At 36.5% G+C, this 14,292-nt stretch carries 11 protein-coding genes; 6 read left to right on the top strand and 5 right to left on the bottom strand.

Translation table 11 applies throughout. The features are described from left to right. The first annotated feature begins 2 nt into the window (after positions 1-2). The 4 genes from LDL57_RS10070 to pqiC are packed head-to-tail and all read left to right on the top strand — an operon-like array spanning position 3 to position 5,429. Positions 3-1,916 carry an ABC transporter ATP-binding protein gene (locus LDL57_RS10070; protein ID WP_180560925.1) on the top strand — a complete coding sequence of 638 codons (1,914 nt, stop codon included), beginning with the start codon at positions 3-5 and terminating at the stop codon, positions 1,914-1,916. Between the two features lie 33 nt (positions 1,917-1,949). Beyond that, entirely contained in the window at positions 1,950-3,242 is a 1,293-nt protein-coding gene (gene pqiA / locus LDL57_RS10065; protein WP_180560924.1) for a membrane integrity-associated transporter subunit PqiA, read from the top strand. Continuing rightward, on the top strand, positions 3,235-4,872 hold the full coding sequence (gene pqiB, locus LDL57_RS10060) for an intermembrane transport protein PqiB (protein ID WP_225505545.1): 1,638 nt from the start codon (positions 3,235-3,237) through the stop codon (positions 4,870-4,872). Before pqiA ends, pqiB begins: the two co-directional genes overlap by 8 nt. Further along, positions 4,872-5,429 (top strand): membrane integrity-associated transporter subunit PqiC, encoded by a 558-nt coding sequence (pqiC, locus tag LDL57_RS10055; protein ID WP_180560922.1) that lies wholly within the window; start codon positions 4,872-4,874, stop codon positions 5,427-5,429. The genes pqiB and pqiC overlap by 1 nt, the downstream gene beginning before the upstream one ends. A gap of 69 nt (positions 5,430-5,498) precedes the next feature. On the opposite strand, the gene fabA is transcribed toward pqiC, so the two are convergent. Beyond that, positions 5,499-6,017, bottom strand: a complete 519-nt coding sequence (gene fabA, locus LDL57_RS10050; protein ID WP_180560921.1) for a bifunctional 3-hydroxydecanoyl-ACP dehydratase/trans-2-decenoyl-ACP isomerase — start codon at positions 6,015-6,017, stop codon at positions 5,499-5,501. A gap of 86 nt (positions 6,018-6,103) precedes the next feature. Further along, positions 6,104-7,843, bottom strand: coding sequence for an AAA family ATPase (locus tag LDL57_RS10045; RefSeq protein WP_180560920.1), 1,740 nt, complete (start codon positions 7,841-7,843; stop codon positions 6,104-6,106). Between the two features lie 552 nt (positions 7,844-8,395). Between LDL57_RS10045 and matP the strand changes: the two genes are divergently transcribed. Next, positions 8,396-8,845, top strand: coding sequence for a macrodomain Ter protein MatP (matP, locus tag LDL57_RS10040; RefSeq protein ID WP_180560919.1), 450 nt, complete (start codon positions 8,396-8,398; stop codon positions 8,843-8,845). Positions 8,846-8,964: 119 nt separating this feature from the next. Here the strand turns inward: matP and ompA are convergent, their stop codons facing one another. Next, positions 8,965-10,008 carry a porin OmpA gene (ompA, locus tag LDL57_RS10035; protein WP_180560918.1) on the bottom strand — a complete coding sequence of 348 codons (1,044 nt, stop codon included), beginning with the start codon at positions 10,006-10,008 and terminating at the stop codon, positions 8,965-8,967. A 379-nt stretch (positions 10,009-10,387) separates the two neighbouring features. Further along, positions 10,388-10,903, bottom strand: coding sequence for an SOS-induced cell division inhibitor SulA (gene sulA, locus LDL57_RS10030; RefSeq protein WP_180560917.1), 516 nt, complete (start codon positions 10,901-10,903; stop codon positions 10,388-10,390). A gap of 485 nt (positions 10,904-11,388) precedes the next feature. Between sulA and LDL57_RS10025 the strand changes: the two genes are divergently transcribed. After that, entirely contained in the window at positions 11,389-11,988 is a 600-nt protein-coding gene (locus tag LDL57_RS10025; RefSeq protein ID WP_180560916.1) for a TfoX/Sxy family DNA transformation protein, read from the top strand. A gap of 63 nt (positions 11,989-12,051) precedes the next feature. On the opposite strand, the gene yccS is transcribed toward LDL57_RS10025, so the two are convergent. Continuing rightward, positions 12,052-14,202 (bottom strand): YccS family putative transporter, encoded by a 2,151-nt coding sequence (gene yccS, locus LDL57_RS10020; RefSeq protein ID WP_180560915.1) that lies wholly within the window; start codon positions 14,200-14,202, stop codon positions 12,052-12,054. Between the last annotated feature and the right edge of the window lie 90 nt (positions 14,203-14,292).

The raw sequence follows: 14,292 nt of genomic DNA, 5'->3' as shown, positions 1-14,292 counted from the left end.
TTATGTCATTAATTAATATGTCAGCTGCCTATCTGGCTTTTAGTGATGCACCATTATTAGATAATACAGAGTTGCATATTGAAGATAATGAAAGGGTCTGCCTGGTTGGTCGTAATGGTGCTGGCAAATCAACTCTAATGCGGGTATTGACCAAAGAACAACCGCTTGATGATGGACAGGTCGTTTATCAACAGGATCTACAAGTAGCTCGTTTACAACAAGATCCACCGCGTGATACCGGTGGTACGGTTTTTGATTTTGTCGCTGAAGGTGCTAAAGAGCAGGCAAATTATATTAAGTCCTTTCATAAAATAACCAAAATGGTGGAGCAAGATCCCAGTGAAAAGAATCTTAATAGGTTAGCGGAATTGCAAGAGATATTAGATCGCGATAATTTGTGGTTACTCGATACACAAATTAATGATGTGATTAAGCAATTGCAGCTACCAGCTGATAGCCCGTTATCTGCTTTGTCCGGCGGTTGGTTACGCAAAGCTGCGTTGGCGCGTGCCTTAGTTTGTGGGCCACGCGTGCTTTTTCTTGATGAACCAACCAATCATCTGGATATTACTACTATTTTGTGGTTAGAAAATTTTCTTAAAGATTTCCAAGGTAGTATCGTGTTTGTCTCGCATGATCGCTCTTTTATTCGCCATATGGCAACGCGCATCATTGATCTTGATCGGGGTAAATTAGCTTCCTGGCCCGGTGATTATGACGATTATCTGACTAACAAGGAAGAAGCATTACGAGTAGAAGATCAACAGAATGCTGAGTTTGATCGCAAATTGGCGCAGGAAGAAATTTGGATCCGCCAGGGAATAAAAGCACGCCGTACTCGTAATGAAGGCAGAGTAAGAGCATTAAAATCTTTACGGCAGGAACGTTCGCAACGGCGTGAGGTACTTGGCACAGCAAAGATGCAGGTTTCTGATGCCAGTCGTTCTGGCAAGCTCGTGTTTGAGCTTGAAAATGTCAATTATCGTATTGGTCAGAAAGTGTTAATTGATAATTTTAGTGTGCAAGTACAACGTGGCGATAAAATAGCATTAATCGGGCCCAATGGGTGTGGCAAGACGACATTGCTCAAATTGATGTTAGGCCAACTTGAGGCGGATAGCGGCAATATTTATCGCGGTACCAAACTTGAGATTGCTTATTTTGATCAACATAGATTAACGTTAGATCCCGATAAAACAGTGATGGATAATTTAGCTGAAGGTAAACAGGAAGTGATGGTTAATGGACAGTCGCGTCATGTCCTTGGCTATTTACAAGATTTCTTATTTCATCCTAAACGGGCAATGACACCGGTACGAGCCCTTTCCGGTGGAGAAAAAAATAGATTATTATTGGCACGTTTGTTTTTAAAACCTAGTAACTTATTGATTCTTGATGAGCCAACCAACGATTTGGATATTGAAACACTTGAACTATTGGAAGAGCTCGTTGATAGTTATAAAGGGACAGTTTTATTGGTTAGCCATGATCGTCAATTTGTTGATAATACCGTAACCGAGTGCTGGATGTTTGAAGATCATGGTAAAGTTGAGCGCTATGTAGGGGGTTTTTATGACGCCTCTTCGCAGCGTGAACAAAAAGTTTCTTTATCGCAGCATTCAACTACTAGTAAAACCAATATCAAGGACGCAGAAACAACTAAAGAACAGCCAAAACGAAAAAGTAATAAAATTAGTTATCATTTATTGCGGGAACTAGAAGAATTACCGGTACGGCTAGAAGCCTTAGAAGCTGAAATTGCCATATTGCAATCTCAAGTTAGTGCCCCTGAATTTTTTAATCAGCCTCATGCTGTTACTGAATCAGTATTAAAAACGTTAGCCGAGAAAGAAGCAGAAATGGAAATGACATTTGAGCGTTGGCAAGAATTAGAATCATTCAAGGATAGCCAATAATTTTGCATTATGCCTGTATAGAGGAGAGAAAAGTTGTGCTCTCATAATCATCTTAATGACAGTTGTCATAATAAGATACTCTGCCCACAATGCGATTTATTGGTGGCATTACCGGTTTTAGAACAAGGTACTAAAGCCAGTTGTCCACGTTGTCATACGGTTTTATCTGCCAAGTGGAAGTATCCCGCTAATCAACCAACAGCAATTGCGATTAGTGCATTAGTAATGTTAGTTATTGCTGGTTTATTTCCTTACGTTAAAATGAGTGTCATGGGTATTGAAAGTCAGATTTTACTGTTGAATATTGCCCATGCCATGTTTGACGTAAATTATGCTAGTCTTGGCTGGTTTTTTATCCTTTTTGTTATTGCGGTACCGGCTTTTTGCATGGTTGCCATTATTTTATTATGTCAAAAAGTTAATCTGCCGCTTTGGTTAAAAATAAATCTTGCCAGGACGTTATTTCAGATGAAAACCTGGTGCATGGTAGAAATTTTACTAGCCGGTGTGTTGGTTAGCTTTGTTAAACTAATGGCCTATGGTGATATTAGCTTGGGTATCAGTTTTGTTCCTTACTGTTTTTTTTGTTTGTTGCAAGTTAGGGCATTTCAATGTTTAGATCGTTATTGGTTATGGCAGCAGATAGGAGAAGTGCCAAAGCTTGAAATCTCGCTGCAAGAAGGTAAAAGTGGTATTAGTCAAGGCGTCAGATCCTGTCATATCTGTATGGCAATTTTACCAGCCGAACGCAAATACTGTCCTCGTTGCCATGCTAAGGGTTATGTGAGGCGCCCTAATAGTTTACAAAATACGGTGGCGTTATTAATCTCTTCTTTAATTCTCTATGTTCCCGCAAACGTTTTACCTATTATGGTCACCAATACATTAGGCAGTAGACTAGACTCTACTATAATGTCTGGTGTTATTTTATTATGGGGTGATGGTTCTTATCCGGTCGCCATTATTATTTTCATTACTAGCATTATGGTACCAAGCTTAAAAATACTAGCTATAGGCTGGTTATGTCTTGATGCTAAGGGTTATGGCAATCGGGATCCGGCGAGGATGCACTTTATTTATGAACTTGTTGAATGGGTTGGACGTTGGTCAATGATTGATGTTTTTGTGATTGCTGTATTGTCGTCACTGGTGCAAATGGGTCGGTTAATGAGCGTTTCACCAGCAATTGGGGCGATTTTGTTTGCTGCTGTTGTAATTTTAACTATGTTTGCAGCCATGACTTTTGATCCGCGTTTAACTTGGGATCGTTGTAATGTTGTATCGCAAAGTAGAATTCGGTTAGAAAAGGGGTTGCAAGGTGGCTAATAAAGATAACACTGATGTGCAAGCAAAGATCAGTAAACTAAAAAGCTGGTCACCGATTTGGATCATTCCCATTATCACCATATTTATTGGTGCCTGGATCTTAATTTATTATTTTAGTCATTTAGGCCCTCAAGTCAAATTGATTACTTACAATGCAGAAGGCGTAGAAGCAGGAAAAACCAAACTTAAAAGTCGTAGTGTGGATATAGGGTTGGTGGAGAATGTTTCCCTTGATAAGAACTTTAAGCGTGTAATTATTAAAGCACGCTTAAATGACGGCATGAGGGATCTGTTAAAGAAAGATACCGCATTTTGGATTGTTAAACCCGCTATTGGCAAGGAGGGAATAACCGGATTAGGCACGCTATTTTCTGGTGTTTTTATTGAAGTACAACCTGGCAATAGTGAAGAGCATGCTGATAAATTTGACTTATTGGGTTCGCCGCCATTAGCTTCACCTGATGCTAAAGGTATTCGAGTGATTTTAACCAGCGATCAGGCTGGTAGGCTGAATATGGGTGCACCAGTACTGTTTCATGGTTATCGTGTTGGTTCGGTAGAAGCTAGTTCGTTTGATATTAAAAGCCGCAATATGCATTATCAGCTTTTTATTAATGCGCCTTACGATGGACTGGTAACGGAAAATGTTCGATTTTGGCGAGATAGCGGTATTGCTTTGGATTTGTCAGCGCAAGGTGTTCGTTTGGAGATGGGCTCTTTAACCACACTATTTAGTGGTGGGGTTAGTTTTGATGTTGTGGAAGGCTGGCAACCAGGTAAGCGAGTAGAAGATAAAAGCCTATTCAGACTTTATGAAGATCAAAAAAGTATTCAGAATTCTTTATATACTGTGCATAAAGATTTTGTCCTATTTTTCACTGATTCAGTTCGTGGATTACAACCTGGAGCGCCGGTTGAATTTAGAGGAATTCGCTTAGGAACAGTGATGGAGGTGCCCTTTGATTCTGAAAAATTGCGGCAAAAATTGGATAATGAATTTCGTATTCCAGTTTTAATTCATATTGAGCCAGGTCGTGTCAGTAGCGATATTGATCTAGAAAAAGAGTTTGCGGTGGCTTTAAGACAAGGATTAAGAGCAGCTTTAAAATCAGCTAACCTAATCACCGGAGCACTATATATCGATTTGGATTTCTATCCCGATAAAGGCCAATGGAAAGGACCATTAAAAGTGGCTGATTACGATATTATCCCAACGGTTAGTGCAGGATTATCACAGATCCAGCAAAAAGTGGTTGAGGCATTGGATAAAATCAATCGTATGCCGATTGAGCCTATGATAAGTCAAGCGACTAATACGCTAGCAGAAAGTCAGAAAACTATTCGAGAAGCACAACGTACCTTATCTGAATTGAATAAACTGATGACTAGCAAAGATTTTCAAAATATTCCTGCTGATCTGCAACAGACGTTGCTTGAATTGAATCGAGTTATGCAAGGTATGCAACCAGGTTCTCCAGCTTATAATAGAATGATCGGTAATATGCAGCGTCTTGATCAGGTGTTAAGAGATATTCAACCCGTGATTAAGACATTAAATAATAAGAGTAATGCGCTTATTTTTGAAGCAAAACCGATGAAGGATCCAGAACCGAAGAAGGTGACTAAATAATGAGATATTTGGCATGGATTGTTTGTTTTTTACTTGTCGGTTGTAGTACTGGTATTGAAAAATCTTATTATCAATTACCAACGACGCCGAGCTTAAAGACTAAAAAAAGTGATTTGCTAACGCAAAAACAGTTATGGGTACAGACAGTGCAACTGTCTGGAATATTGGCGGCTAATGGTATTACTTATCAAACTAGCGATGTTAATTATGTTAATGCAGCCAATCATCTCTGGGCAAGCCCGTTGGAACAACAGTTGATGCAAAATTTAGTCAATGAGTTATCGATAACGTTGCCTAATCGATTGGTATCGGCTCAACCATTAGAAAATAGACCTGATAGTCTTAATGTCATCTTGACTGCTTTTCATGGCCGCTATGACGGTAAGGTGATTATCCAAGGAGACTGGATTTATAAAAGTGATAAAGGCATTATCAAGCGAGATTTTAATCTGCAACTTGATCAAGATGAAAATGGTTATCCGGCGTTAGTCAGAACATTAGCAAGAGGTTGGACGCAGGTTGGGCAATCTATTGCCAACCAATTACCAAAATCTTGACAGTAAAATATAATATATTTACCCCTTCAACTAGATAACAGAAGGGGTTTTGACGAAAAAGCTTTGGCTTTAAAAGCTGCTAGTATCTTGAAATAAACCGACTTTCAAATCTTTTGCTGTGTAAATACACTTATCATCAACCAAGACTTCACCATCAGCCACACCCATAATTAACTTTCGATTAATAACACGTTTTAAATGGATACGGTAAGTTACTTTTTTAGCAGTTGGTAAAACTTGCCCAGTAAATTTGACCTCACCTACACCCAGTGCTCGCCCTTTACCTTTACCACCCAGCCATCCTAGGTAGAAACCGACCAGTTGCCACATTGCATCCAAACCTAAGCAGCCTGGCATAACGGGATCATTGGTAAAGTGACAGCTAAAAAACCATAAATCAGGTTTAATATCAAATTCGGCTTCAATAAAACCTTTATCAAACTTGCCGCCGGTTTCGGTCATTTTTATGATGCGATCCATCATTAGCATATTACCGGAAGGTAATGGCGGTCCATTTTCGCCAAAAAGTTCGCCTCTACCGGAAGCATCTAAATCTTCTTTACTATAGGAGCTGTGTTTATCAACCATAATACTAAATAGCCTTATTATAAATAATAAGGCTAAAGAATAGCGTACGCTTGTAAGCTGAACAAGTCCGATCAGCTATTTTTTATTTAATTTAGCCACTTTAGAAGGCCCATAAACTTGGGTCTTTCTTGATTATTAGCTTGAGTAATTCGTTCTTGTATTAAAGCTAACAGATGTAAATTATTTGTATCATACTGTTGCTTATAATAAGCATGCTTTGTCAAAATTGAAATTGCTTCAGAAACGTGTTCAACTGGCCAGATATGAAATACGCCAGATTTGACTGCTTCAATTAGATCGGCTTTTAAACATAAATGGCGAATATTAGCCATAGGAATGATAACACCTTGCTGGCCGGTTAATTCGCGCTGGAAACAGACATCAAAAAAGCTTTCAATTTTTTGGTTAATACCACCAATAGGCTGTACATAGCCGAATTGATCTACAGCACCTGTAACAGCAATTTGCTGATCGATAGGCTGAAGAGAAAGTGCACTAATTAATGCACAAAGCTCAGCTAATGATGCGCTATCACCATCTACTTCATGGTAAGACTGCTCAAATACAATTGAGGCAGAAAAGGGTTGAGGCTGTTCAAGTTTTAATTCGTAATTGAGATAAGCTTGCATAATCATCATGCCTTTAGCGTGAATATTACCACCTAGCTCAGCTTTACGTTCTACATCGGTAAACTCACCATCGCCAAAGTGTGCAACACAAGTAATTCGTGCTGGTTCACCGATAAGCTCTGGATGTCCTGGATACTGCATAACAGATAATCCATTGACTTGGCCAACCATTTCACCTTCAGTTTTGATAAAAACTTGCCTTTGCAGAATATCATCTAGATTAAGTTTTGCGCAGTAACCGTGTTGCCACTCGCGTTGTTGCATTGCTGTTTGAAATGATTTTGCTGTTAGTTGATTATCATGTTGAAATTGATTTGCTTCAGTTAAACAACGAATGAGCCAGACTCTATCTAGCGGTAGGGTTGATTTGTCTTCAGTATATCGAATTGCTTGAGTAATAAAGATTGGCCACGCATCAGTAGTTAAAGCAGGGAATTGGTGATCAGCAAGAATTTGTTTAATAAATTGCATCCATAGCGATAATTGACCACTATGTTCAAAATCCAATTCAAATTCATATTCGCCATAGGTAGCTTGCGAAAAAAGTTCAGGCTCTTTTACTTCAAGTTGCTCAAGACTAAAATCATCGCCAACCAAAATAAGTTTAATATCAAGTAGCATTGAATCAATTGGATAGGGTAAAAATTGATTATCATTGGCTGGAAGCCACTCAAATCTTTTTTGCATTACCATCTGTTTTAAACGCTGCCACATCAATGGCTGCGTTAATAATGTACTAACAGAAAGTAATAATACTCCACCATTGATTTTATGTAATAGTCCAGGCTCTAGGTGAACACTATTTTGATGTTGATGGACGCTACCAAATAATTGAGGCATTTCTATCCAATTACAGAAATAGACTGAGTGGCAAGGCGTGAATGCTCCTTTAGTATCTGCTTGCCAATGAAATCTTCCATTTGATTGTTGATAATCGCCAGTGATAGTCACTGAGGATGGATTAATATTTTTAATGCATTTTGCTAATTCAGATAAGTAGCTATGGCATTCTACTGCTCTAATGACAGCAAAGGGGGAATAGGCTGATGTTGATAAAAACCTTTTAAGACTATTATACAATCTGGGTTGAATGCTGGCCAAAGTGGCATTATCTAGTTTATCTGCAGAAGCAAAAAGATTAAGATAAGGTTCATAATCAGGTGTTAAATTCTGCCATATTAATTCGTTACTAATCACGCTATTTTTCAACTTATAATTTAAATAAAAAGTTTATAAATTATCCTCAATATCCTGATTATATAGCGTCAAGATAGAAGATATTTTAGAAACACGCTATTGTTTGTAGTTAGAGAAACAGGGTACATCTTACTATGAAAACAAGATATCTGTTTCCAGCATTATAAAATTTTTACGATGAATGATTATATTAACGTTTGTTTAAATTTATGCCACTATTAATTTTGTATATTTTAAATATAATTTTATTTTCAAGTAGTACGCTAATGACTTACGCTCTGAAACCACTAATACAGTAGATATAATGTATCATTTCAATTCAGAACACAGTGGAAATAACAAACTATCAATGAGAATAATTATATTCTATCGCATTAATTATGATTTTTTGTTAATTGACTTGCATAAATAGGAAAAATTATATTTTTTGCTAACATTTCAATATAAGTGTGATTTCTTACTAAGATTTTACTAAATTGGTTAAATAAACCAAACGTTTTTATTTCTAAAAGTGGTTATAATTACATAAGTTACGTTGTCACAGAGATGATTATGAAATATCAACAGCTTGAAAATCTTGAATGTGGTTGGAAATGGGATTACCTGGTTAAAAAGTATCGGGATGGTGAAAATATCACTAAGTATATTGAAAAAAGCGCCGCTCAGGATGCGATTGAACAACTGTTGAAATTAGAAAACACTCCAACAAAAGTGATAAACTGGATAAAAAATCATATGTCGCCAGATTTATCTAATCGAATGAAGCAGACGATTAGAGCTCGTAGAAAGCGACATTTTAATGCCGAGCATCAACACTCTTGCAAAAAATCTATCGATTTAGATTTCCTAGTGTGGCAAAGGCTCTCTATTCTAGCAAGAAAACAAGGCCGTACACTATCTGAAACTATTGTGCATCTTATAGAAGAGGCTGAAAGAAAAGACCAGTATGCTAACCAAATGTCAACATTTAAACAGGATTTACAAAACATACTGGGTGACTAGAGCAAAAGATATAATTTTAAATGCAATTTTTTAGTCTTCTGGCAAAAAATTTTAAGCAAAAAAATAACCCTAGAAGAAAGGGTTATTTTATTGGAAATAATTAATTTCTTAAAGCGATATTAAGGTTGCGGAGTTACCTCTGTAGAACCTTGGATCTCGATTTCAACGCGGCGATCTGGCGCTAAGCAGTTAATTAATGCAGCGCGAGGTTTTACGTTATTACAAGTACTACCGGTTACTGGATTTTCTTCCCCGCGGCCTTGTGAACTAATTGCATTCGCAGGGATACCTTTAGAAATCAAATAGCTCATAACTTCATGTGCACGTTTTTGAGATAAAGGTTTGTTGTAGGATGGTGAACCAATACGGTCTGTATAGCCAAGAACCATAACACGCCCTTGAGTTGGATCAAGATTAGTCAGTTCACTATACAACTTATCAAGTTCAGCTTTACCTGCTGGTTTCAATGTATGCTTATTGAATTCAAACAAAACATCAGAACGTAAAGTAAAGCGTTTGTTTTCGATTGGAGCTGGTGCTGGTACAATTACAGGAGCAGGCTCTTGATTGAATCGATATGCAACACCAACGCTCAACATTCCGTTATCTGGACGAACAGACAGTGAATCTTTATCGCCAATATGGCTAACCCATTGATAATCTAAACGAGTTGCCCATTCTGGGGTAATAGCATATTCAAGCCCTAGCGCATAAACTGGAGAAACACCAGTGTCATGCTCTTTAAAAGAGGGTTGATTTTCTACGTTTGCTTTTGCGTCAGTACGCCATACCATACCACCAAGACGAGTATAGACATCTAATTCGTCTGTGATTGGATAGCTTAGACGAGCGGTTAATTGAACACCCATCGATTTCAGACTACCGTTATTTGGTTGACCCGAATATCTCATTCTGCCAAACCAGTCATAACCTAATTCGAAACCGAGATATTGATTATGTTGGTAACCAAGATAGGCACCAGCACCTAGTTGATCGCGCTTAGTTTTACCACTACCAACATTATCACCGTAAGGATGAAAGCCGGTATCTTCAAAGTGTGACCAACCTAATTTAGCACCGGTATACCAGGTATTATTTTTGGGTGCTGCTTGGGCTGCAGTTGCGAAAGCTGCCACTGCTACTGCGATAGCTATCTTTTTCATTTTACGCCTCGTTATCATCCAATATAGGCATCAGCTTCTTGAGCTTTTTTATAAGCCGTATGGTTTAAAATGCTTGTTAAGTTATTACGCTCTACTATCTTCGTCTCTACTTTATCTGTCTAAGGAATCATTCAAATAAAAAGTAGAATCAAAGCACTACCTTAACGTTGTAAAGTCTACAACGAACTTCAAAAGTTACAAGTAGAGGAAACATTAATCTCATTAACTTTTTAAAAGGCAATTGGTGAATTATAGATATAGTTTATAACTAGATTGCCATGATTAATCAATTAACCAAATGATTTATATTATGTTTTTTTGTTTTTGTCTATTGTGGTTTATAACTCATCAATCAGATTAGGAATAATCCTAATCTAGACTAGTGATAATAATTAGAATGAATTTTTAGTTGATTAGGATGTCTGCGCTGGCAATTTGTATTTTCAGGCCGCATAACAAAGCCGATGCTGTTTCCTATCTGTGCTGCATGCTCTAAATGCTGTAAACATGATGGTGATAAAGTTGGTAACCATCCTAAGACAATACTGCAGTTGCCGCTAGATAATGCTTTTATCATGGCAACAACACTCATTTCTGGGCTTAGCGAATTTATCTGTATGGTTTTATTCAATGGTAACTCTGAGTTAAACAACCAATTGCGGCTTAATTTTCGCTTAGGATTTAGCCATAATAGCCAACGAGATTCATCGCTAAGTCGGTGTAATAGTGATGTTAGGAGTACTTCAACCATAGGATTATTTTCATTATATACCCATTCATTAACTGCGCCGTTTAAATAAACTGGCACATTTCTATAATTTGGTAATAGTAAATTTTGAACATTATTAGGTTGATTTTTTGTTTTTATTGGATAATTGCATGTGTCGTTATTCATATTGACCTCAGCTTAACACTGTATATGCATACAGTAATCGTATATTCATACAATATCAAGCCAATTTTTACAAAGCGCTTCGCAAAAAATTAACTTTTCCGCTTAATTGAACACTTAATTGTTGCAGTTTGGATAAGATGGCGTATTTTTCTATTTTACCTTTTAAGTAGAATATTTTTATTAACTATTAATGATTTAAGTGGATATAGGATACGATTTATTTATTATAAGTATTAAATATAAACGGTAGTAGCTAAGTTAGGTTTTGTAATTGGTAAGATATTTATTTGGCTATATTTAATTGAATATTAAACGATGCTTAAGGTTTTGTTCGTCGCCTTTTGTATATGAGGTTTTGCAATAACATAGAGGTTTTTAAAGTGGGAGAAATAACTTAATAAATTTTCTTGCTATTTTAACTGATTTAAATATGGAGAAGTATAAAAATATTAGATTTGTGAGCGTTCACATGGAGAGTGGCAATTATGCTTTTATTTGATTCTTGTTTTTCTAGTTTGCAAAGGCTAATGGAAAATTATGGCCATATAAAACAGAAACCGCATTTCGGTGGTTATCGTATTCTAGTCAATCATGTCATTATTGGGCAGGTATTGGATGGCAAGTTTTATCTACGAGGTTGTTTATTTGCTGAACTTCAATTTGAAGTATCTGGGTTGCAAAAATTGGTTTATACCAAGAAAGGTGTTCCTCTTATATTAAAATATTTTTTTATCAATGAGATGCTTTGGAATGATAATTTACTTTTATGTTATTACATTGATCTCGCTTATAAAGCAGCAGTAGAAGAATTATCTCAAAAACAGCTTTTACATATTAGGATCAAAGATTTGCCTAATATGAATATGTCGATAGAAAGGGCATTGGGAAAAGTAGGCATTAGCGATGTAGGCTATTTGAAAATGTTAGGTGCTAAAGCTTGCTATTTAAAATTAAGACAGAAGAAAGTGAATTTGAGTATTAAATTACTGTTTGAATTAGCGGGTGCTATCGAAGGTTATCATATTGCGGTACTTCCTGAGTCAATAAAAATTGAATTAATTACTTGGTACAATAGCTTAACGTAAAGAAATACACCAAGAAAATGATTTTATGGTTTTATGTTTAAAAATTTACTAATTAAAACGATTTTAGTCTGGCTCTTGTTGGTTAATAAAAACAATTAGAGAGGTGATTTCTGGCAACAGATTAATTAATAATAATAATTGCTCAACAATAAGTTGTTCTTTGTTATTTTCTCCTAATTGTATTGTTTGGAAGCGTTGAATTAATGGGTTATTTAACTCTTTGACTACTTGATTATTCAATAAGGCAAAGTTCAACGCCGATTCAATATAGGCAATTGTATTATCAAGAATAGATAAAACAGTCTGGTTATTAAGTTGTTCCCGATGTGCCCCCAAGGCTGAAATATAACTCAACATACTGTGATTAAGGCAGAGTAATCTAAAAATTTTTTCTGGGGAAAGAGTGTTAGTTTTCGTTCTGGCAAGCATATCGGATAACACAGAAACCAGTTCTGCGTCATTAATATGGGCGTCGCGACGAGCAATGCGATAATTGACACTGTTATCTCTGCCTTGATGATATTGAAATAAAATAGCGGCAAGATAACGACAATTACTGTGTAATGTTTGTTGCAGTACTTTAGGCAGTTGTCGAAATTTCCAATCAGGCCAAATATAATTTACTGCAATCCAAGCAATGCCACAGCCAATGAATGTATTCGTTACTCGGGGAAGCATAACGGTGAAACCTTCGCCTAATAAGTTAAAACTAAGCAAAACCAGCAAAGTAATAAATAAGGTGGCTTGGGCATATTGACTATTGCGGCAGGTAAAGAAAAGCACGCCACTAATAATAATGAGCAAGAGTTGCCCTTCTATCGAGAGGACAAAATAGAGTAGTGGTAAGCCAATTAGAATAGCGGCAATGGTTCCAATAATACGCAATATTAAGCAATTCTTAGTTGCAAGATAATTTGGTTGGCATACAAATAAGCTGGTTAATAATATCCAATAACCTTGAGGTAGATTAAAGCATTGAACAATAATATAACCCGTACACAATACTACTGACATTCTAATAGCATGTCTAAATAGGGTTGAATTAAGTGTTAAGTTATTAGTAATTGTGAGCCAAAAATCGCCAATGTTAGATAGCGAATTGTCAGAAAGTTGTGTTTCAGTCAATGTTTGACTATATGAGATTTCTATTTGCTCGACAGCAATACTATTAAGTTGAGTATCTATCTCTTTGAGATTAACTAATAGGTTATAAAGAGTGTTTATTTGTTTGTTGTTAGGATATTGTTGTGTAAGGTGTTGCAACGAATTTTCTAGGTTAGCAAATGCATCTTTAAATTTTGTATTATGCTGATACCTTGTGTGCGATAAAATGGAGTGAGCAACCAATTGGCATGCTTCAGCTTGCATCGATAGTAATTTCTGGAACCGGAACAGAATATCACTATGGGGAAAATCTTGATTTAGGTTTTGATATTTAATGTGAGATGAACTAGCTCGTTCATGTATATCTTGGACAATAAAATAGTAATGTAAGCTATTGTTAGTCCCTGTTTGGTTTTTATTATTTTTTAAGCGGCTTAGCAAGGTTACTTTCATTTGGTTCAGCGTATTGACCAGCTTGCTATTGGCCATAGCAAGATCAAAGATTGATTGTTGATAATTTTTTTCAACCTCAGGATCAAATAGATTGGCTTTATTAGCCAGGTAGATAGCAAGTTGTTGGTAACATTGGGCTAATTTATTATGTAAGGGCTGAATAGGAAAAAAAATATGGCTGATAATTGTTAATAAATAGTACCAAATGGCACCTATAAGTAACAATATTGGTTGTTGATACCAAATTGTAAAAATAGCCGTTCCAAGCATGGTGTAGATTGCGACCAGAAGTGCACCAAAAGCAATTGTTCCATAGGGTAGTCCCAAAACACCAAGGAATGTGAAGCTGAAAGTCGATATCGCTAATCCAATAAGAAATAACCAGGGATAGGGAAACAGTAACTCAACAGAGATAGAGGCAATCAGAAATGATAATAACGTGATGGCGATATTACGAAGCTTACCAATAAATCGATCATCAAGATCTGTTAATGCAGCGGCAACGACACCCAGTGTTAAAGGGATAGTTATTTTAAGCTGCTCACCTAAAATCCAAGGAATTAATGCTGTTCCTGAGAGCGCAATTAGTATTCGGATATAATAAAGGATATTGCTATTATAAAATATGTGGCGAAAGCCAGAGAACATAGTGAGCACAATAACCCCTAATTTGTCAGCGTACTAATTAATAATATAAAGCATCCATAATAACCTATAAGGTTTATTAAAGAGAAAAAACTTTTTCTT

Origin of the sequence: Arsenophonus apicola, from assembly GCF_020268605.1 — a bacterium.
Taxonomy (GTDB): Bacteria; Pseudomonadota; Gammaproteobacteria; order Enterobacterales; family Enterobacteriaceae; genus Arsenophonus; species Arsenophonus apicola.
This window is presented reverse-complemented; position numbering and strand designations above follow the sequence as displayed.

Bases quoted from the DNA above. Each gene is read 5' to 3' on its own strand.
- fabA (WP_180560921.1), bottom strand. From the start codon at position 6,017: ATGGTTGATAAACACAGCTCCTATAGTAAAGAAGATTTAGATGCTTCC.
- matP (WP_180560919.1), top strand. From the start codon at position 8,396: ATGAAATATCAACAGCTTGAAAATCTTGAATGTGGTTGGAAATGGGAT.
- pqiC (WP_180560922.1), top strand. From the start codon at position 4,872: ATGAGATATTTGGCATGGATTGTTTGTTTTTTACTTGTCGGTTGTAGT.
- LDL57_RS10070 (WP_180560925.1), top strand. From the start codon at position 3: ATGTCATTAATTAATATGTCAGCTGCCTATCTGGCTTTTAGTGATGCA.
- LDL57_RS10025 (WP_180560916.1), top strand. From the start codon at position 11,389: ATGCTTTTATTTGATTCTTGTTTTTCTAGTTTGCAAAGGCTAATGGAA.
- sulA (WP_180560917.1), bottom strand. From the start codon at position 10,903: ATGAATAACGACACATGCAATTATCCAATAAAAACAAAAAATCAACCT.
- ompA (WP_180560918.1), bottom strand. From the start codon at position 10,008: ATGAAAAAGATAGCTATCGCAGTAGCAGTGGCAGCTTTCGCAACTGCA.